This window comes from Streptomyces sp. NPDC055078 (assembly GCF_053607985.1).
Genome location: NZ_JBSGUP010000082.1, coordinates 1 through 19046, shown reverse-complemented (window position 1 = coordinate 19046; position 19046 = coordinate 1). Strand labels below are relative to the sequence as shown.

The window sequence follows — 19046 nt, the reverse complement described above, 5'->3', positions numbered from 1 at the left end:
CTCGGGTGAGGCCCTCCCCCGGGCGTGGGGGCCCCAGGAGCGGAGTGGGCAGGGGGGGCCCGGCGGAGGGCGGTGGGCCGCGCCCGGCCGCAGGAAGAATGCGCCGTCTGCGGCCGGGCGCGGATTTCAGGACGCCGTCCTCAGCACGGGTATGGTCATCGCCGCGTGGGGGGACGGAACGGGGCGGTGTATGGCGAGGGCCTGGCGGAGCATCACCGGCCCCACCAGCACGGTCCGCTGCCACGGCCGAAGCCAGTACGAGCCCCCGCCGCCGTCAGGCCCGCGCCGGCCGAGCGGCGGCAGCGTGATCGTGCGCGGCGCCCCCACACACACGGCGTACGGGTGCGGCTCCCACCGCCCACTCGTGCCGGGCGGCACCAGCCAGTACAGCCACGGGTGGCCCGGGGTGGCGATCACCGGGCCACACCCCTGCGGGTGCATCCAGTCGACCGCCGCCGCCACCTCCGGGCCCGACGCCGCCGCGGTGATCACCACGTCGAACAGGCCCCCGCCGAGCGGCACTACGATGCCGCCGCTCTCGGACACGCCCCGCAGAGCACGGACCAGCCGCGTCAGGTCCCCCATGTCCGTGGCCACCGGGCCAGGCCGCTCGGCGAACGGGTCCGGCCGGAACACGGCCGGCGGCGCCAACGGCGGCGCGGCGGCCGGAACACGACACGGAATCGGGGTTGTCGTGACCATCACTCGCCCCCGCCGGGGACGGTGAGAGCGCACCGGACACGGGACCCGTCGGGAGAGACGTCCCACGCGTCCGCCACCGCGGCGACGAGGAACAGACCCCGGCCGCTCTCACTGAGAGGGGCGGCCGGGGCCGGGTCCGCGGACGGCACCCCCGGCCCCTCGCTGGACACCTCAATGAACATCTGGGACCCGGCCCGCCACATCCGCACCCCGACCGGGCCGCAGCCGTAGAGGAACGCGTTGCTGACCAGTTCCGACAGCACCAGCTCCACCACGTCGGCCAGGGACATCAATCCCCAGTAGCGGAGACTCGCCCGCCCGATCCGGCGGAGCTGCGACGGCCTCAACAGGTCCACATCCGTCAACGGCTCACCGGGCGGAGTAGTCCGGCGCAGACTCACGTGGAAGCCGAGATCGGTCGCCGGACCGTCCAGAGCCCAGCCGTCTGTCTGCCGTGCAGGGTTCCCGCACACCACCGGTCTGGTGAGCATGGGACCTCCATGGGTATAGAACGGGGAGGCTGTGATCCGGACGTCGATGTCTCGGCAGCCCGCAAGCAGACAACCGCTCAGGCCCATTCACCAGAAAGGCAATTCCCCTCGGTGGTCAGCGCAGACCACCGGAAATTTTGACCTGCGGGAAGTACTTACGGCGCAGGCAGCGCTACCGTGTGTGCATGACGGACAACGTCCATCTTGCGGCTCACATGGCAGCAGCCGGGCTGAAGCAGGCAGAGCTGGCACGGCGTCTGAACGCTCATGTCGAGCAGTTAACCGGCAAGCCCGGCAACCTCACGGACCGGCACATTCGCAACTGGCTATCCGGAAAAACTCGATGGCCACAAGAACGACTCAGGCGTGCTCTGGAAGCAGAATTCGAGGTCACCGCCCTGGACCTGGGATTCGTGCCCCGGTCATCGGGAATCAAGGGAGGTGATTCCAGTGCCCACGCCCCAGCGCCTGCACCATCGGAGGACCCAGTGAAGCGTCGTACCTTCACCAACGCGACTCTCTCGCTGACGACAGCAGCCATGCTGCCCGTCTCGCCCACAGTTGCCCGGCCCAGAGTCGGAATGCGGGAGGTCCGCGAATTGGAGACGGCTTTCAACGAGCTGGTCGCAGCGGACAATTCGCACGGTGGCACGGTCAAGCTGGAGACCCGCGCCCTGGCATTCGCCCATCACGCTCTGGAGCGCCAGGCCGTCGGCACCGTCACGGAACGCGTTCGGTCCCACCTCTACCTTCTGGCCGCAGCGTTCACCGGAACCGCTCTCTGGGCAGCAGTCGATGACCACCGGCCGGACCGTGCGCAGCGTCACCTTGAGCGCGCACTTACGCTCGCCGGACTCTCAGGGAACGAGGACATCAAGCTACGGCTGTGGAGCCATGCATCGTTGCTGGCCGCTCAGCGTCCGGGCGGTGTTCACGAAGCCATCGCAGCAGCTCAGGCAGCGAGGAATTCCGCCGCGTGCCGCCGTGACCCTTTGTACGCATCCCTTGCTTCGGCCCGCTTGGCCGGCGTGTACGCCCAGGCAGGCGAACGCAGCACAGCCATGAGGATTCTGGACCAGGCCCGCGCTGCGTTCGGTCGAGCCGACGCGAGCCTGCCCCGCCCCACGTGGATAGCCTTCTACGACGAGGCCGAACTCCACGGACTCTCCGCGCTGGTCACAGCGCGCGCCGGCCGTCACAGCGAAGCGGAAGCCCACCTTCATCAGACCCTGGCGCGGTTGCGCCCGCAGTACCGGCGCAACCGCTCGTACTACACGGCCCATCTCGCGCTGGCCCAGCTCCATCAGGGCGACGCCGAAGAAGCGTGCGCCACGGCCCTGTCTGTCCTGCCGGACAGCGACGGTGATTCACTGACCGGGCGCACTGGCCGCCTGCTCGCACGGTTCGATCGCGGGCTGACGACCGCCGGGCGCAGGCCGGCCTGCGCGGCCGATTGGACGGCCCGTTTCACCGAGCGAGAGGTACGACGACTGTGACTGTCGAGATTCGCCAGGCCACCGCCGAACATCTGCCCGCCATCCGTCAGTCGATCCTCGACATCCATGCAGAGGTCCGACTTGGCGACTTCGGCCTGACCGGTCCGTTCTACGACGTGGAGCGCTATGACGAACGGTTGTCGGCGTACGCGTCACGGCCAGGATGGACGGCTGTCATCGGCTACGAGGGTGGTGACCCGGTCGGCTTCTGCTTCGGGTTTCCGCTCGGTGCCGCCACCAAGTGGTGGTCCGTGATGACCGAGCCGCTGCCTGCGGAGTACGTGCGCGAGGACGGTAAGCGGACCGTAGCGCTGAACGAGATCGTGGTCCGCAAGCCCTGGCGTGGCCAGGGCGTGGCCTGGCAACTCCATGAAGCGTGGCTGTCCAACCGGACCGAGGAACGAGTCACGCTCCTCGTGAACCCCGCCGCAGGTAACGGAGCCGTACAGGCCGTCTACGAGGCGTGGGGATACCGGAAGATCGGCGAGCAGAAGCCCTTCCCTGATTCGCCGGTCTTCGCGTCGATGATGCGCAAGGTACGGCTCACCTGACCGCTGCCGCGCGTCGGCCGGCGGCGCCTGCCTTCGGTGTCATCTGGCGGTGTCTTGTCTCCGTAGTCCCTCTGACAGCGAGGAAGAGCGTGCTGCACCCCAATAGCCCCCGGACGACTGCCTCCGTCGTGGCGGACGGCGATCGGCTTGCCTGCGAGCCCGATGTCCTGTTCGTCTACGGAACCTTGCAGTTCCCGGAGGTCCTGCGCGCCCTGCTGGGGCGAATACCGCGCACCACGCCGGCCGCCGCGAGCGGATGGCGAGCCGCTGCCCTGGACCGCAGGGTCTACCCCGGCCTTGTCGCCGCCGAGCAGGTTGCCACCGGTCTGCGTCTGGACGACCTGACGCCCCAGGAATGGCGCGTCCTCGATGACTTCGAGGACGACCAATACGCGCTCCGACCAATCCCCCTCAGCGGCGGAACCCACGGTTGGGCCTACGTCTGGCCAGACCTTGACGTACTCCCGGAGAACTGGGACCCGGAGGAGTTCCGTGCCCGCCATCTCCGGGCCTACGCCTCACGCTGTGAAGCGCTCGCGGCCGAGCGGGAGTCACCGGCCTGCTGACGACGGGAGCGTACGGTCGCCACCCTCGTCGTGCCTGTCGTCTTGGCCCGGTTCCCAGGAATCCGGCGTCGGTAGTCGGTCGCCTCGGCTCTCCGCGACGCGCAGCAGGTCGCGCAGCACCTCTTGGGCTCTCGTCAGAGCGAAGCGGCACTCCCGAACACCCGCGTTGCGATCGTCGAGGACAGCTTGGATGCCTTGGATCACCGTTGCCGCGGCGTTCGTCTGTGCTTCCTCGATCTCGTCTGCGATCCGGGACACCACGCTGCCGGTGCTACTGGGGCTCAGGTAGCACGCCTTGCCCTCAGGGCTGTCCCACGGCAGGCGTCGCAGGCGAGTGGTGCCGTGATGTCCGTAGACGTGCGCCGACGCTTCCCGGCGTGGTTCGTTTGTCACCCTGTCCCCTCCAAGTCGCGAGCCGGGACAGGTACCGCGAAAACGGCTTGTGAGCTATGCCCCGGGAGCACAAGGAGCGTTGCTTCCACCACTCGGCCCGAGGCATCCGTCGAGACGCGCTCGACAGCCAGTACGGCGGTCCTGGCACCGATGCGCAGAGTCCACGCCTCTTCAGCATCAGGGAGGCGCGCGGTGACGCGCGAGACCGTCTCGGCGATTTCAACGCCGTACTCGCTCAAACGATCCTGGATGTCGTCGCCCAGAGGCGATCGGCTGCTCCCCAGGGGCTCGATGTCCGCCACGCTGCATGGCACGTAGACACGAGCCACGCTGCAAGGAATTGCCATGCAGTGACTGAGGTAGACGTACTCGGTGAGCCGGGTCGCCGGAGCGACTCGCAGGAGAGCGGCGAGTCTGGCGTTGGCTTGCACTTCGCTGTGGCTGACACTGATGTCGACGGCTGCGTTCACAGCCGCTTGTCCGTCCGCCATGCCATCGGCAGGGTATGTGACCTGCCCAAACGTCTGGCGTACGAAGTTTCCCCGTCCGTGGTGTCGCACGATCAGGCCCTCGTTTTCGAGTGTAGCCAGGGCCTCTCGTACAGTGGGACGGCTGACCCCATGGAGCGTCATGAGTTCAGTCTCCGCCGGCAGTCGGTCGCCTGCGGAGAACTCCGTGGCGATCCGGTGCCGGAGATCGTCTGCGATACGTGTGTAGCGGTTGGATGCGATGGGGATCACCACTTCCTGGCTGTCCGGACGGTGGGCAGCCGGGTCTTGAAGTGCGTGGTCATGGGGTTCGGGAGCAAGGTGAAGAGCCTCATCACCGCAGCTCCTCTGTGACGTCGGGAACGCTGTGCAAGTCGACAGCCGACCCATGCCATAGCCCGGTGAATCTGGTCGAACACGTTGATCAGTTCCTCATGGCTGATGGCCGTACCGCCGGGCGTTGGCCGTCCCGGGGGGCTTCGTGAATGTGGCTCGTGCGACGAGGCCGCGGTCGCTGGTGTCGAGACCGTACAAATCGGCTGTCTCCAGGGCCTCTAACAGCGCCTGCCATGACTCGACCCCGGCGGAGACTGAATCCGACACCTCCATCTCGACGCGTGTGCAGTGGTCGTCCTCCGTCACGCGAGGGGTGAATCCAGCGGCAGCGAGACGTTCTGCCATGCGCTCAGCACGAGCTCTGGGTGAGGGCACAAGGCTTCCTCCGGCGCCGCGACATCACTACGGGTAAAGTTAGTTAACTAGATTAGACCTAGTGGACTAGATTTTCCATATGCCTGAGCAGCCGCCCTATCTCCGCGTCGCTGACCTGCTCCGACAGCGCGTCACGGATCAGGAATGGGTTCCTGGCGACCGGCTGCCGTCCCGTTCGCACCTTGCGGCGGAAATCGGCGTGGGCGAGAACGTGGTGCGCCGGGCTCAGGAGCTCCTGATCTCGCAGGGGGTGCTCGAAGGTCGCGCCGGATCAGGGACATACGTGGCCGAGCGGCAGGAACGGCTTCGCTTGGTCCGCTCGGACTACCGCGAGCAGGCCGGTGGCTCCCCGTTTCAGGCCGACATGTCAGCGCTCGGCAAGACGGGCACGTGGGAGAGCCGCTCCGACGTAAAAGTCTCGGCACCCGCGGATATCGCTGCCCGCCTCGGTATCGCCGAAGACGACCTCTGCGTGCGCACCTCGTACGAGTTCCTGGCCGACGGCAAACCGGTTCAACTGTCAACGAGTTGGGAGCCGTACGACCTCACGGCGCGGACGCTCATCGTGCTGCCCGAGGGTGGGCCCTACGCCGGAAGAGGCGTGGTCGACCGCATGGCTGAAATCGGCGTCACCGTGACCCATGCCGTGGAGCGCCCGGAGCCCGGACACGCGAACGCCGAGGAGGCAACGCTCCTCGGCGTTCAGCGGGACGCGCTTGTCACGCGCATCAAGCGCACCTACTACAGCGACGACGGCCGCCCGGTCGAGACGGCGGACATCGTCGTACCCGCAGCACTCTGCGAGATCGTCTACGAAGTGCCGGTCAGCCGGCGCTGATCGGGTAGCGCCACTGGAAGTATCCGAGCGCCCGAGCCCGCGCTTCGACCACGGCCATGCGGGCGTCGCGCTCGGTCGCGTCGATGTGCGCGGCCTGCCCGGTGGCCTGGCCCTCCCACTTGCGGTAGAGAAGTCCTACCTCGGCCGAGAACCAGCCACGGGAGACGGAGTTCAGGGCGAGCAGAAGGCCGGTGTCCTCCGAAGCGGGCAGCGCCATCCAGCCTCCCAGCGCGACGAGCAGGTCGCGGCGAACGGCCAGCGTCGCCGGATGTACCTGAGCGCGGAAATCGTGTGTTGCCCAGTAGTCGAGCACCGCATGGCGCTCGATCGGGCCGTGGTCCGGGTCGCCCGGGAACCCGACGGTCGACCCGTCCGGGAGCAGGTCGAGCACACGGGAAGTGGTCCAGCCGATCGAGGGATCGGCTTCCAGGGCCTCGATGTCGCGCGCCAGCGCACCGGGCGGAAGCTGGTCATCTGCGTCGAGGACCTTCACATACTCGCCGTCCGCGTGTGCGAGTGCCATGGTGCGCGCCATACCGGGTCCGCCAGGCCGCCCCTGCCGGAAGGTGATCCGCTCGTCCTTCGGGACATGGGGAGCCACCTGGTCAGTGCGGCCATCCTCCTGGATCAGCCAGTGCCATTGCCAGCCGTCGGGGAGCTCCTGCTCACGCAGGGACTTGTACGCCTCGGGAAGGAAGTGGGCCGAAGGGGTGTGCACAGCCGTGACGATGATGATGCGCCGGCTCACGGCTCACCACCTTTCCAAGTGAGTCGTGAAGAGCATTTCCGTACGGTCACCGGGGAGCGTGATGTCGGACAGATCCGCCACGCGGCCCTCGGTGTCGAACGACGTCTTGCGGAGCTGTAGCACCGCCGTGCCGGGCGGCAGGTCGAGTTCCTCAGCCTCCTCGGCCGTCGGCGGTCGCGCCGTCACGCTTTCCTCGATGCGGTCGATCTCGATGCCGACGGTGAGGAGCTGGTTCCACGTGCCGCCGGGCCAGGGCTCCTTGGTCTCGTCCAGAAGATCGGGGTTGCTTTCGATCCGTTCGCGGACCAGGTACGACGTGACGAGGTTGAACGGAGCACGCTCTTCGCTGTAGCGCGTCCGGTAGGTGCGCTCGATCAGCGCGGTTCCCTCCGTCACGCCCAGGGCTTTGGCGACATCCTTGGGGGCTGCGATCTCGCGGTACGAGGCATGAAAGACAAGGTCATCGACGGCGAGGCCGGTGTCGTGCTCGGTGGCGCCGGTCTGAACCCGCAGTTCTTCGGGCTCGCGCGCGCGGTCCTTCTCCCACTGATGGCGTGCGTTTGTGCGCTGCACCATCGTGCGGGGCTCGCGCACGAAGCTTCCGCGACCGTGCTGCTTCTCGATCAGCCCTTCGGACTGAAGGACACGCAGGGCTTCCCGGATGGTCACGTGGCTCCGGCCGAAGCGTTCGGCGAGCACCGTTTCGGCCGGCAGCCGGTCGCCAGGAGCTAGCTGACCTGCGTGGATGGATGCGCGGAGCTCGTCCGCGATCCGCTCGTACGCCTTCGCCACTTGCGCTCACCATCTCGTTTGTCCGACGCGCTCAGCATACGACTCCTAAAGAGGTCTTGACGAGTGAGGGAGTCGTACGTCATAGTCAACTCCTAAAGAGGACCTGATGACAGGATCTCTTTAGGAGTGCGTCCGAAGGAAAGCCCGAGGGGGTGAGTACGAAGGCAGCGCCCGTCCCTTGAGAACTGAAAGGCGTGTGTGAACGAACAACTACTTGTGATCTTTGGCGCCGTCGCAGTCGACGGCGCCGCAGGTGGCGACCGCTCGATGGCTGCGGGTCGCCCTGCTCTCCCGGCCCTGGGTGCCGTGCCCGGCCGGTTCAGCCTTCAGTCCCGAAGGGGGATTGTGATGCGACTTGCGATCGGTGACGTGGTCCGTAATCGCAGCGACATGGAGATCGGGACCGTCGCAGGTCTCGAATTCAAGACCGGACTCGTCGCTATGCGACTGTCCGGCGGGATGACGCGTTTCGCGTCCCCGCGTGACCTGGAGATCGTGCGCCGATGCTCCCAGCCGATGACGACTCGGCACCGCGTAGCGGCCCTGCTCGTCATCGGCATCGCCCTGGTCGCCGCGTACATCGCCGCCCACTCCGTCCAGATCCTGGGCGGAAGCTTGCTGCTGATGTCCATGGCGGCTCTTGGCGCCTACACGATGCTCGACTACGCGTACGCCTGGGTCCTCCGCTGGACCGGCCCCCGACGCTTCAGCGTCTGAAGTATTTCTCTGCTTCCCCGCCGGCGGCGGTGGCCGACGGGTCACATCAGCCCACCGCCTCGGCTCTCCCATCCCATCCCGGACTCAGGAGAGTTCCATGCGTACGTACATTGGCCATCAGGAGGCCGTGAGCACCGCGGAGTTCGAGGAACTGGCCTACGAGATCGAGATGCCCGACGGCTTCCGTGCGCTGTTCCTCGGCGAACGCGACGAGACGCGCATGCAGCGCGCGGCCCGCGAGCAGGCGGCCCGCGAGGTGCTCGCGGAACTCATCCAGGCGGGCCGGAGCGACGCCATCGAGTGGCTGAACGCGCAGTACGCGGCTCAGCTCCTCTGCGCGGCGGCCCTGCGGGACTGGGCCACCGGTGATGTGCGCGCGAGCCGGGTACAGAAGGCGGCCTAGGCATGCCGAACCTTCCTTGGGGTGGCAACACCCTGCACCTATTCGCTTTGGCCCTTGCCGCCTGGGTGATGTGGTGGGCTCTCCGCGGTGTGCGGCGTATCGGACGCCGGGGGACACCCGCCGTCTGGGTCGCCGCGCTCGCTGCGGTCGGCTGCACCGCGTACAGCGCGGACACATCCTGGCGCTTCGCCGCCAACTACCTGGACATGGGCAGCACAGCAGAACGCGTTGCCATGTTCGCCGCCGCCGAGCTGGCTCTGTTCGCCAACTCGCTGCTCGCGCGGCAGAACCTTCACGGCCCCACCGGAACGCCCGGAGCGCCTGGCGTCCTGGTGTGGGTGATCACCGGCGTCCAGATCATTCCGGCGTACGCCGAGTCCGGCATGGTGGGCGGTACGGTCCGGGCGTTCGTCGGACCGGTCATGGCAGCGATGCTGTGGCACTTGGCCATGGGCATTGAACTTCGGCACCGAAAGCCGGATGCCGAGTCCACCGGAGTCGCCGCGGTGCTCGGCCGCGAGTTCCGCGAACGGATTCTCTCCCGCCTCGGCATCGCCGAGCGGAACAGGGATGCGGCACGGATCACGCGGGACCGAGCGACGGTCCGCGCGGTCGCCCTGGCCGCCCGACTCGCAGCGATGACGCCCGCTCAGCGTGGCAAGCGGCGTGGTCGGCGCATCGCTCGACAACTGTCGGTGGCGGTGGCCCGTGCGTCGGTCGGCAGCGACCGCGAACAGCGGCGAAGGCTGCTGGACCAACTTGCCGCCCGGCGGCATGCGGCAAGCCTGGCCACCGTCGAACTCCCTTCGCCGTGGGACGACGAGTCCGGCGTGGACGCCGCTGCCTCCGCGCTGGCAGCACAGACGCGAGATCAGATGCGGCAGGCCACCGGAGAGATCCGGACTCTGGCCAAGCCGGGGCTGCTCTTCGCCGATGTCTCGCCGGCTCATGCGGTGGACACCGTGGACCGTTCACCTGAACACCGCCCGCCGTGTCCACCGGACTCAGAGGGAGACGCGGAGCCCCGGAGGCTGAGCACCGAGGAAGCAAGACAAGTCATCGAGGCGGGGTGGGCCGGTGGCCTCACGGTCCGTGCCACCGCAGAGCGAGCCACCCGCGCCGCCAGCTACGTACACGACGTGTTCGTGAGATTGGAGCGCGAACGAGGCCCCCGTCCGGTCCCCGGACAGCTCGTCCTGGCGAACGGCCATGACGGCTCCGGGCCGGACACCGGCCGCACAGAGGGCGCCTGACAACCGCGTCGTGCCCTGCGTTCCCCTTCGCTGACGCCCGGCCGCTGCTTTGGCCGGTAGGGCCGGGCGTCAGCTTCCCCTCCCTGATTCGGAAGGAAGTGTCAGTGAAACACGAGGACCACGAAGAGCCCGGAAGGGACCCGGAGCGTGAACTCTTCGAGCGCCTGGAGAAGGAGATGGGTCCCGGAAAAGAAGCGCCGGAACCCACGGGAACTGAGCGCGAATCCGGCTCGGCACTCGACCTCGACAAGGGGCGGCCGGACCGGAACCGCGAGGCTGAGCACGTCGTCGCGGAGCCGGCGGGCGATGACGACCCGGACGAGACCATCATGGTCGACCGCCCCGGCGGCCCGTCGGGTCCTGGCCTCATGGAGCGGATGCGCGGTTCCAAGCGCCGTCCCGTCATCCCGGCGTGGGCGCGTTCCTCCAGCGAGTTCAAAGCCGCGGGTAAGGGCGTCGCCGATCACGCGTGGCACGTCGCGGCGTACCACGCGGTGCGCACGCCCTGGTACACGATGCGGCTCACGCTGCAAGCGCCGCGCGGAACGGTGCGACTCATCAGCGGCTCGGCCCGATGGGTGACGGACGCCGAAGGGATTCCGCTCCGTGTCGACGCGGCCGACCGCGCCGACGTCGGCGACTATCTGAAGCTCTCGCGGCAGCGGGACCGCCGGGTGTGCTGGCGAACTCTCGTCGCCGTGGTGACTTCCATCGTCGGTGTGACGACGGCGGCAGCCACGTATGTGCTCGCTCCGACCTGGCTACAGGTGCTGTCGGGGGCGGCGGTCACGTTGGCGTTGGGCTGGCTCGGCCAACGGGCCGACGACCCCGTTATCCACAGGGCTGTGGAGATCCCTAAGGCGACGAAACTCACGAGCGACGTCGTGCTCCGAGCGCTCGGGGCTGTGGGAATCACGGCGATCAATCAGGCGCAGTCCAAGGGACACGCCGGGTTCGAATTCACCGCTCCGATCACCCGAGACGGCCCCGGCTGGCGCGCGGAGGGCAACCTGCCCTACGGCGTCACGGTCACTGACATCATCGACCGGCGCGAGCGCCTGGCTTCCGGTCTGCGCCGTCCGCTGGGTTGCGTATGGCCCGAAGCGGTGCCCGACGAACACACCGGGCGCTTGGTCCTGTGGGTCGGAGACCAGGACATGGCCACCGTGAAGAAGCCGGCATGGCCGCTGGCTGAGAAGGGGTCCGTGGACCTCTTCAAGCCGGTCGCCTTCGGCACCGATCAGCGGGGCCGGTGGGTCGAGATCACGCTCATGTACATCGCCGCTGTGATCGGCGCGATCCCTCGCATGGGCAAGACCTTCCTTCTGCGTCTTCTCCTGCTCATCGCCGCGCTGGACGTACGGGCCGAACTCCACACCTACGACCTCAAGGGCACAGGGGACCTCGACCCTGTCGGCGACGCCGTCTCCCACCGCCACAGGGCAGGTGAGGACGACGAGGACATCGCGTACGCGCTGTCCGACATGCGTGAGCTGAAGGAGGAGCTGCGGAGGCGGGCGAAGACGATTCGCTCTCTGCCGCGAGACATCTGCCCGGAGTCCAAGGTCACCTCCGCCCTCGCGGACAGGAAGTCCCTCGGACTGCATCCGATCATCGTCGGCGTCGACGAGTGCCAGAAGTGGTTCGAGCATCCCGAGTACGGCAAGGAACTGGAGCAGATCTGCACGGACCTGGTGAAGCGCGGCCCGGCCACCGGCATCGTGCTTCTGCTGGCCACACAGCGCCCTGACGCCAAGTCACTGCCCACCGGCATCTCCGCCAACGCGTCGGCCCGGTTCTGCCTCAAGGTGATGGGCCAACTGGAGAACGATATGGTGCTGGGCACCTCGTCGTACCGGCGGGGGGTACGGGCGACGATGTTCTCGTGGGCGGACAAGGGCATCCACTACTTCATGGGTGAAGGCGCGGACGCCCGGATCGTCGCGGCCTCCAACATCGACGCGCCCACCGCCGAGGTGATCGCCCGGCGAGCCCGCAAGCTGCGCGAAGCCGCCGGGACCTTGTCCGGCTACGCATCAGGCGTCGAGCCGGAAACCGACCCGGCCGCCTCGTACGACCTACTGGCCGACCTGGTCATCGCTGTTCCCGCCGAGAAGCCCAAGGTGTGGAACGAACTGGTCGTCGCTCGGCTTGAGGAACTGCGTCCCGACGTCTACGCCGGCTGGACTCCGGAACAGCTCACGGCGGCGGTGAAGCCGTACGGCATCCGCACGGGCCAGGTCTGGGGCACGACCGAGGACGGCAAGGGCGCCAATCGCCGCGGTATCAAGCGCGCCGACCTACTCAAGGCGATTGCTCAACGTGACGGAAACGCCGACTCGGCATAGCCGCGGACCCCGCTGGACCTAGCGGGACTGCCTGCTAGGTCTAGCACTCCCGCTAGCGGCCCGTACCGCCTCTGAGCTGCCTTCTAGCCTCTAGCGACCCGTCTCGGGACCGCTCCGATTCCTGCCCTGAGGGGGATTTTCATGCCTGCCTGGCTCTCGTATCTACCGGGCCTCGCGCTCGTCACTCTCTGCTATGTAGCCCTCTGTGCGGCATCTCCGTTCGGTGCCTGCCGCAAGTGCAGGGGCTGGGGCGCTCAGGTCAAGACCGGGCGCTTCACCGGCCAGTTGAAGCGCGGACGGTCGTGCCGTCGCTGCCAGGGATACGGCAGCCGCCTGCGCCTGGGCCGCCGTATCTACAACTTCGTTGCCCGCACTCGTCGCGAAGGCACCCGCTGATCTTCGCCGAGAAGGAGGTTCCACCCGTGATCTTCTCCGTCTCCGCCCTGGCGCTGTCCGGCATCTTCCTGTTCGTGCTCCTGCGCTACAAGGCGCTGGGTGCCGTCTCGGCCGTCGTTGCTCTGCTCTTCGGCTTCTACCTCGCGCGGAGCGACGCCGCCTCTTCCATCGACCAGATCATGTCCGCCATCCGGGACACGCTGAACAACTGGTAGCGGTGGCATTGCCCGCTCCAGTCCCCCGGCCGGCTCCTGACGTCCTCCGTGAAATGGAGATTCCCATGTCCGCGCAGACTCCTGCTCCCCACCCGCACATCTCGCTCATGGCCGCCGGAGAAATCCGCGACGCCTTCACCGCCATTGAGGAAGGCAAGGGCCCTGCCGCCATCGCCGCCCTCATGGCGATCGACTCCCACTCCTGGCAGGCGATCGAGCAGCGGCTCACCGCGATCGTGGGCAGCGACCTCCGCACCCTTCTGCTGGCCGCCGCCGACAACAGCGCCGATCGCCAGCATCTGGTCTGACGGATCCCCATGCGGCCCCGACCTTCCAGAAGCCGGGGCCGTGTGGAGGACTGGAAAGCCCGGCCCGCGCTCCCCTCTCCGAAGGATGCCCATGCCCAACTCCACCGTCGCGTGGTTCCACAGCCTCTCCGACAGCGTCGCCTCGCTCGGCATCGCTGCCCGTGAACTCAGGGCCGCCCGCCAGGGTGCCCAGCTCATTTCCTGGCACATCGACCCGATGCGGCTGCTCTCCGTCGACGGCGCGGTGAGTGTGCCGGGTCGGCACTATGTCCGCCCGCACGACCACGCGATTTCGAAACTCTCCGACCTGTACTCCGCGCTGGAAATCTCCACGAAGGCCCTGTACAAGAACACCGCGCTGGCCTACGCCTACGGCACAGCTCAAGCCGTGGTGGCAGTGCTCAACAGCGAACGTCCGACGCACGTCCAACTGGAACGACGCGACGACGGTTACGTGCCTGCGGCCGTCATGCTCCCCGATCTCCAGGGGGCCCTCGGCCAGTGGGCCGGAAGCCAGGAAATGGCTCTGCTCCGCAACAAGGTCATCGACGGGGAGCGCGCAACCGCTCTGGTTGACGAGTACTCGTTCTACGAGGATCTGGCCGACTACGAGTGCATCGAGATGGCCGAAGCCTCCGCGACCGCCGAGGGTCTCGCGGACAGCGCGTACGTCTACGGGGTGGCAGCGGAGAGCGCTCTGCACTTCCTGCTGATCACCGCCCGCACGAGCGACATCTGAGTTCGCCCGGAGCAGCGGCCGACGGGTCAACGAAGCCCGCTGCTCCGGTTCCTCCCATCCCATCCAAAGAGAAACAGGAGGTGCCCTAAGGATGCACCACATTCCACCTGGCTCGCTGCCCTTTGCCGCTCTCGCGGCGGCCGAGCGCGGCTGGCGCGTCTTTCCCCTTGTCCACGGCGCCAAGCGTCCCGCCATCCGCTCGTGGGAAGAGCGCGCCACGGCAGAACCCAACCGCATCTCCCGTTGCTGGTCCACCGGGGACTACAACCTCGGCGTCGCCACCGGACCCTCACGTCTGCTCGTCGTCGACCTGGACGTACCCAAGCACGACCAGGACGTCCCGCCCGCCGGGACGCCTGCGGGTGTAGCCGACGGTGCGGACGCCCTGGCCCTGCTCGCCGAGCGGCACGGTCGGCTCGCCCCCGCGGATACCTACACGGTCCGCACGGCGAGCGGTGGTACTCACCTCTACTTCGTGGCCCCCGACGACGTGGAGCTTCGCAATTCCGCCGGGTCTCTCGGCTGGAAGATCGACACCCGCGCGAACGGCGGTTACGTCGTGGGAACCGGCAGCGTGGTAGGCGATCGTCAGTACACCGTGGTGCGGGAGACTGCCCCGGCGCCGCTGCCGGAATGGCTGACCAAGCTCCTCGTACCGGCGCCCCTCCCGCCGCAGCGACTCGTGACCGTGCCTCTCGTCGCTCATGATCGGCGCAGTGCGTACCTCCGCGCCGCCGTCGAGGGCGAGCTGCGGCGCGTGAGCGCGGCCCCTCAGGGCCACCGTAACGACGCCCTCTATCAGGCGTCGGTGGCCCTCGGCCAGCTCGTCGCCGGCGGGGAGCTCAGCGGAGCCGACGTGACCGGGTGGCTCACCGACGCTGCTGTAGGCAACTCCCTGACCGACGTCGAGGCGCGGGGCACGATCGCCTCCGGCCTGCGAGCCGGAGCCAAGAGGCCGCGGAATGTCGGACGGAGGGCGGCATGAGGCTCGGCATCCAGGACACATACCTCGGCTTCCGCGAACTGGTCCACGATCAGGGCTGCCGTCGCCCCGCATGGACGGTGGACATCCGCGAGGACGACGCCTATCGGACGACGTACACAGGGGCGACTGAGCGGCACTCGTGCCGGAACGAGGACTGCGACCACAGCGACATCTACCCCCGCACGACCGTGCGCGTGATCTGCCTGTCCTGCCGGATCGCGTACGTCATCAGTGGTGAGGGAGCCGACTGCCGTCACACGACCACCAGGACGACGGGCATCGGCCAGACACCGCGCAAGGTCGCGGGTGTGTTCCTGTGGCCGGGGGAACCGTGGCTCGACGAGGAGCCGCGCGACTGGCTCGTCACCCGCGAGAAGCCCGTACGGGTGCGGACGATGGACGTGATCGGCGAGATCCATGAGCGGCGCGGCCCGCGGGGCGGCAAGCAGTTCACGGCCGCCGCTCTGCCGTCGCCCAGCGGTCCGTACGGCATCGGCACCGTCCGCTGGGAGCGCGTACAGGAGGGCTTCACGTCGGTCTCCGCAGCCACGAAGTGGATCGTCGCACAGGCTCCCGACGGCGGTGAGGCCACGTGAGCGACGAACCGTACGACATGCCCCACCTGTACTCCGTGCGTCCGTCGGCGGAGCCGCAGGCGATCCAGCCCGCACAGCAGCGCATCCGTACCGCCTGGACCGCCGACGAGCTGATGAGCATGGAGTTCCCAGAGCCCAAGTGGGCCGTACCCGGGCTCATCTCCGAGGGGGTCAACCTCCTCGCCGGTCCGCCGAAGGTCGGGAAGTCCTGGCTTGCCTTCGGCCTGGCGCTCTCGGTCGCGGCCGGGGGCACGGCGATGGACAGCGTTCCCGTTGAGGGCGGACCGGTGCTGTACCTCGCTCTGGAGGACACGCCGCGCCGTCTCCAGACGCGTATGCGCAAGATCCTCGGCGGCGACCCCGCCCCTGCCTCACTGACGCTGGCCACCTCGTGCCCCCCGCTGCCGCAGGGCGGGAACGAGGCCATCGCCCAGTGGTGCGAGCGCAACCCGGCGGCCCGCATGGTCGTGATCGACGTGTTCGCGAAGATGCGGGGCAACTCCGCGCCCGGTGCCTCCGCGTATGACGCGGACTACGCGGCCGTCGGTCATGCAAAGCGCATCGCGGATCACTACGGAATTGCCGTGGTCCTGGTGCATCACGTCCGCAAGGCCGGATCGGACGACTTCCTCGCGGAGGTCTCCGGTACGAACGGTCTCGCCGGCGCCGCCGATGCCACGCTCGTACTGAAGCGCTCGCGAGGCCAGGCCGACGGCGTACTCCACGTCACCGGCCGCGACGTCGACGAAGCCGAGTACGCCCTCCGCTTCTACGCGGAGGTCGGCGCCTGGCAGCTCCTCGAAGGCCCCGCCGCCGACCACACGATCGGTGACAGTCGGGCCACGATCCTGCGCTACGTCCGCGAACATCCCGGCGCCAAACCCAAGCAGATCGCCGAGGGGACCGGCCTTCCACCTGACCTCGTGCGGCAGACCTGCTCACGTATGGCCAAGGATGTCCAGCTCACCAGGAAGGACGGGGGCTACGTCGCCCCCGGCAAGATCGGGGGACAGGCATGACGAGTCACAGCCGTCACAGTGTCACCGCGGTCACTCTGCCTCACCTCTTCCGGCCGGCAGAGGTGGCGCAGGCCCTCGGCTGTTCCGAGTGGTGGGTGAAGGAGCAGGCTCGGCAGGGGAATATCCCGTTCACCAGGCCGGGCGGGGCGTACCGCTTCACCGCTGAACACGTCGCGGAGATCGTCCGTCTCTTCGAGGTGCGGCCGACGAGGCCCCTGAACGAGCCCGAGGTCACTCCGATTCGACGGCCTTCCCGCGATCGCGGCCATGTCACCCCACCCGACACCCGGCTCGTGGCCCGGCCGCCGCGCCGGACGCGGCAGTCACAGCGACTGGCCGCCGCCTCATAAAGAAGGAGGGAAGAGAGACATGGGGTACGCAGAGAAGCGCGGTGACTACTACCGCGGCCGGTACAAGATTGAGCCCGGCAAGTACGGCACGGTGAAGGACCCACAGGGCCGAGTCATCAAGTTCCGCACCAAGCTCAAGGCCAAGCAGGCTGCGGACGCGGAAGAGTCCAAGATCAGGGAGAAGGGATGGAAGGACCCGGCGCTCGGCCTGGAGACCTTCGGCGAGTACGCGAGCCGGTGGTACGCGGATCAGGAACTCGCCTCCACCACGATGCAGAACTACCGCCGCGACATCGAGGTGCACCTTCTCCCCGAGTTCGGTGACCGCCCACTCAAGTCCATCACCTCCAGTGACGTGAAGGCGTGGGAGAAGAAGGAGAAGGAGGCCGGATACGAGGAGTCCAGCATCAGGACGTATCGCGCTCGGCTGCATCTCGTCTTCACCGACGCCATGGAAGAGGGCCTCATCGACGCCAATCCGGCGGCCCGGCGCCGGGGGCGGGGCAAACGAGCGGGCCGCGTCAGTCACCGGGGTCCGGAGAAGGTGTTCACCTCCCCTTTGGGGATCCTGCTTGTGGCGGAGCGCCTCGCAGTGCTCTCAGGGCGGGACGACGAGTTCGTCGCGGGTGTCCTCAAGGGATATACGGGAATGCGCTGGGGCGAGATCGTCGGCCTGGAGATCGAATTCGTTCGGCCCAAGTCCGTACGCGTCGAGTGGCAACTCGCCGAACTGGACACCGGGGAACTGGAACGCTGCCCTCCCAAGGATGACAGCTACCGCACCATCGATTTGCCCCCCTGGTTGTCCGCCCTGCTCTTCGAGTACATCGCGCGGACGCGGCCGAAGCCGTGCACCTGTCACGGCATGACGTACGTCTTCAGCAGCTACGGCACGGTCCGTCGGTGGGGCAGTGGCGGAAGGCCGACGGTGAAGGACGTCGCGAAGCTGGCGCGCGTCAGCACGGGAACCGTGTCGAATGTGCTGCACCGACCCGAAGCGGTTGCCGAGGAGACCCGGCTCCGGGTCTCCTCGGCCATCGCCGATCTCGACTACCTTCGTGGCCGGACGCCCGACGAGACAGCGGCGCACTGGCGGCGGAAGGGATTCGGATCCCGTCTCTTCCACCCAGCGGCGAACGGCTCTTACGAGGCAGTCGGCGAACGGCCGGCCAAGCCCGTACCGATCATGGCTGAGACCTGGCCCGGCGTTCTGGCCCAGGGACGCGGTGCCGATCAGAGGGCGACGGCCTGTTGGGTGCCGATCGCCCAGGGGCTCACGCCGCACGGCCTGCGGCACTCGCACAGTACGCACATGGAGGACCTGCGGACGGAGAAGGTTCTCGCGGACGAGCGGATGGGTCACATCGACGGAACGGTCTCCGCCCGGTACAAGCATGTGACGGAGGAGATGCGCGGACGGCTGATGGCGGGGCTCACACGGAACTGGCTCGCTGCGCTCGACGCTCGTGCGGCGATGAGTCCGGGATCATCGGTCGCTGTGCTCGACAGGCTGCTCAAGGCACGCGCGGCGGAGATCATCTCCCAGGATTCTCCCAGATGATCAGTTGAGCAGGGGAGAAAGCGCCTCTGAACTGCGGAATCTCCTGTCGGAGTTGGTTAGAGCGCATCCCTGATAAGGATGAGGCCACAGGTTCAAATCCTGTTAGCCCCACAGCATCAAACAGCAGGTCAGAAGCCCTGTAGGCCCTCGGGATCTACAGGGCTTCTACATGTGTTGATCTTGATACCCCACTACTACCCCGTAACATCGAACGAGTCGTGCATCTTTCATGTACTTCGGCCTACAGCCTGTAGAAGCAGTGTCGCACTGGGTACAGTGTTCTGCGGGGAGACGGGTGTGATCCGGCCCGTCTGATGCGCTACCCCTCGACAGCCTGGCGTGGACTGTCGGGAGGCTGTCCCGCCAGAACGACGCCCCCC

At 67.7% G+C, this 19046-nt stretch carries 22 protein-coding genes; 16 read left to right on the top strand and 6 right to left on the bottom strand.

All coding sequences use genetic code 11. The features are described from left to right. Window positions 1-126: 126 nt before the first annotated feature. Together ACWF94_RS10285 and ACWF94_RS10280 are read right to left on the bottom strand one after the other, a co-directional pair. Window positions 127-585 (bottom strand): hypothetical protein, encoded by a 459-nt coding sequence (locus ACWF94_RS10285; protein ID WP_453486610.1) that lies wholly within the window; start codon window positions 583-585, stop codon window positions 127-129. Window positions 586-701: 116 nt separating this feature from the next. After that, complete coding sequence (locus tag ACWF94_RS10280) at window positions 702-1193, bottom strand: ATP-binding protein (RefSeq protein ID WP_453486607.1); 492 nt, start codon at window positions 1191-1193, stop codon at window positions 702-704. Between the two features lie 185 nt (window positions 1194-1378). On the opposite strand from ACWF94_RS10280, the gene ACWF94_RS10275 reads away from it, so the two are divergent. From ACWF94_RS10275 to ACWF94_RS10265, 3 genes are all read left to right on the top strand, one after another. After that, entirely contained in the window at window positions 1379-2689 is a 1311-nt protein-coding gene (locus tag ACWF94_RS10275) for a hypothetical protein (RefSeq protein ID WP_453486604.1), read from the top strand. Continuing rightward, window positions 2686-3240 (top strand): N-acetyltransferase family protein, encoded by a 555-nt coding sequence (locus ACWF94_RS10270; protein ID WP_453486601.1) that lies wholly within the window; start codon window positions 2686-2688, stop codon window positions 3238-3240. Before ACWF94_RS10275 ends, ACWF94_RS10270 begins: the two co-directional genes overlap by 4 nt. Before the next feature lie 89 nt (window positions 3241-3329). After that, the gene (locus ACWF94_RS10265; RefSeq protein WP_453486598.1) at window positions 3330-3806 is read left to right on the top strand and encodes a gamma-glutamylcyclotransferase family protein; all 477 of its coding nucleotides are present in this window, start codon (window positions 3330-3332) and stop codon (window positions 3804-3806) included. Here the strand turns inward: ACWF94_RS10265 and ACWF94_RS10260 are convergent. Continuing rightward, window positions 3792-4199 carry a hypothetical protein gene (locus ACWF94_RS10260; RefSeq protein WP_453486595.1) on the bottom strand — a complete coding sequence of 136 codons (408 nt, stop codon included), beginning with the start codon at window positions 4197-4199 and terminating at the stop codon, window positions 3792-3794. The two genes, ACWF94_RS10265 and ACWF94_RS10260, sit on opposite strands and share 15 nt — an antisense overlap. Further along, window positions 4196-4939, bottom strand: coding sequence for a GntR family transcriptional regulator (locus tag ACWF94_RS10255; RefSeq protein WP_453486593.1), 744 nt, complete (start codon window positions 4937-4939; stop codon window positions 4196-4198). Before ACWF94_RS10255 ends, ACWF94_RS10260 begins: the two co-directional genes overlap by 4 nt. Window positions 4940-5477: 538 nt before the next feature. On the opposite strand from ACWF94_RS10255, the gene ACWF94_RS10250 reads away from it, so the two are divergent. Continuing rightward, window positions 5478-6236 carry a GntR family transcriptional regulator gene (locus ACWF94_RS10250; RefSeq protein WP_453486591.1) on the top strand — a complete coding sequence of 253 codons (759 nt, stop codon included), beginning with the start codon at window positions 5478-5480 and terminating at the stop codon, window positions 6234-6236. Here ACWF94_RS10250 and ACWF94_RS10245 read toward each other — a convergent pair. Further along, complete coding sequence (locus tag ACWF94_RS10245) at window positions 6223-6984, bottom strand: glycosyltransferase family 2 protein (protein WP_453486589.1); 762 nt, start codon at window positions 6982-6984, stop codon at window positions 6223-6225. The two genes, ACWF94_RS10250 and ACWF94_RS10245, sit on opposite strands and share 14 nt — an antisense overlap. A gap of 3 nt (window positions 6985-6987) precedes the next feature. Continuing rightward, window positions 6988-7776, bottom strand: coding sequence for a GntR family transcriptional regulator (locus tag ACWF94_RS10240; protein ID WP_453486586.1), 789 nt, complete (start codon window positions 7774-7776; stop codon window positions 6988-6990). A 348-nt stretch (window positions 7777-8124) separates the two neighbouring features. On the opposite strand from ACWF94_RS10240, the gene ACWF94_RS10235 reads away from it, so the two are divergent. The 12 genes from ACWF94_RS10235 to ACWF94_RS10180 all read left to right on the top strand — a co-directional run bounded on the left by ACWF94_RS10235 (window position 8125) and on the right by ACWF94_RS10180 (window position 18666). Beyond that, entirely contained in the window at window positions 8125-8493 is a 369-nt protein-coding gene (locus ACWF94_RS10235; protein WP_453486583.1) for a hypothetical protein, read from the top strand. Between the two features lie 97 nt (window positions 8494-8590). Further along, window positions 8591-8896 (top strand): hypothetical protein, encoded by a 306-nt coding sequence (locus tag ACWF94_RS10230; RefSeq protein ID WP_453486581.1) that lies wholly within the window; start codon window positions 8591-8593, stop codon window positions 8894-8896. A 2-nt stretch (window positions 8897-8898) separates the two neighbouring features. Further along, window positions 8899-10149 (top strand): hypothetical protein, encoded by a 1251-nt coding sequence (locus ACWF94_RS10225; RefSeq protein ID WP_453486579.1) that lies wholly within the window; start codon window positions 8899-8901, stop codon window positions 10147-10149. A 176-nt stretch (window positions 10150-10325) separates the two neighbouring features. Further along, on the top strand, window positions 10326-12497 hold the full coding sequence (locus ACWF94_RS10220) for a cell division protein FtsK (RefSeq protein WP_453486613.1): 2172 nt from the start codon (window positions 10326-10328) through the stop codon (window positions 12495-12497). 422 nt (window positions 12498-12919) lie between these two features. Further along, window positions 12920-13108, top strand: a complete 189-nt coding sequence (locus ACWF94_RS10215; RefSeq protein WP_453486576.1) for a hypothetical protein — start codon at window positions 12920-12922, stop codon at window positions 13106-13108. Between the two features lie 65 nt (window positions 13109-13173). Continuing rightward, a complete protein-coding gene (locus ACWF94_RS10210) occupies window positions 13174-13416 on the top strand; it encodes a hypothetical protein (RefSeq protein ID WP_453486573.1) in 243 nt (80 codons plus the stop codon). 91 nt (window positions 13417-13507) lie between these two features. Continuing rightward, the gene (locus ACWF94_RS10205; RefSeq protein WP_453486570.1) at window positions 13508-14155 is read left to right on the top strand and encodes a hypothetical protein; all 648 of its coding nucleotides are present in this window, start codon (window positions 13508-13510) and stop codon (window positions 14153-14155) included. Window positions 14156-14246: 91 nt separating this feature from the next. Beyond that, entirely contained in the window at window positions 14247-15140 is an 894-nt protein-coding gene (locus tag ACWF94_RS10200) for a bifunctional DNA primase/polymerase (RefSeq protein ID WP_453486568.1), read from the top strand. Next, window positions 15137-15736 (top strand): hypothetical protein, encoded by a 600-nt coding sequence (locus ACWF94_RS10195; RefSeq protein WP_453486565.1) that lies wholly within the window; start codon window positions 15137-15139, stop codon window positions 15734-15736. Before ACWF94_RS10200 ends, ACWF94_RS10195 begins: the two co-directional genes overlap by 4 nt. Continuing rightward, on the top strand, window positions 15733-16755 hold the full coding sequence (locus tag ACWF94_RS10190; protein ID WP_453486563.1) for an AAA family ATPase: 1023 nt from the start codon (window positions 15733-15735) through the stop codon (window positions 16753-16755). Before ACWF94_RS10195 ends, ACWF94_RS10190 begins: the two co-directional genes overlap by 4 nt. After that, the gene (locus ACWF94_RS10185; RefSeq protein WP_453486561.1) at window positions 16752-17105 is read left to right on the top strand and encodes a helix-turn-helix domain-containing protein; all 354 of its coding nucleotides are present in this window, start codon (window positions 16752-16754) and stop codon (window positions 17103-17105) included. The genes ACWF94_RS10190 and ACWF94_RS10185 overlap by 4 nt, the downstream gene beginning before the upstream one ends. Before the next feature lie 19 nt (window positions 17106-17124). Next, the gene (locus ACWF94_RS10180; protein WP_453486559.1) at window positions 17125-18666 is read left to right on the top strand and encodes a tyrosine-type recombinase/integrase; all 1542 of its coding nucleotides are present in this window, start codon (window positions 17125-17127) and stop codon (window positions 18664-18666) included. The last annotated feature ends 380 nt before the right edge of the window (window positions 18667-19046 follow it).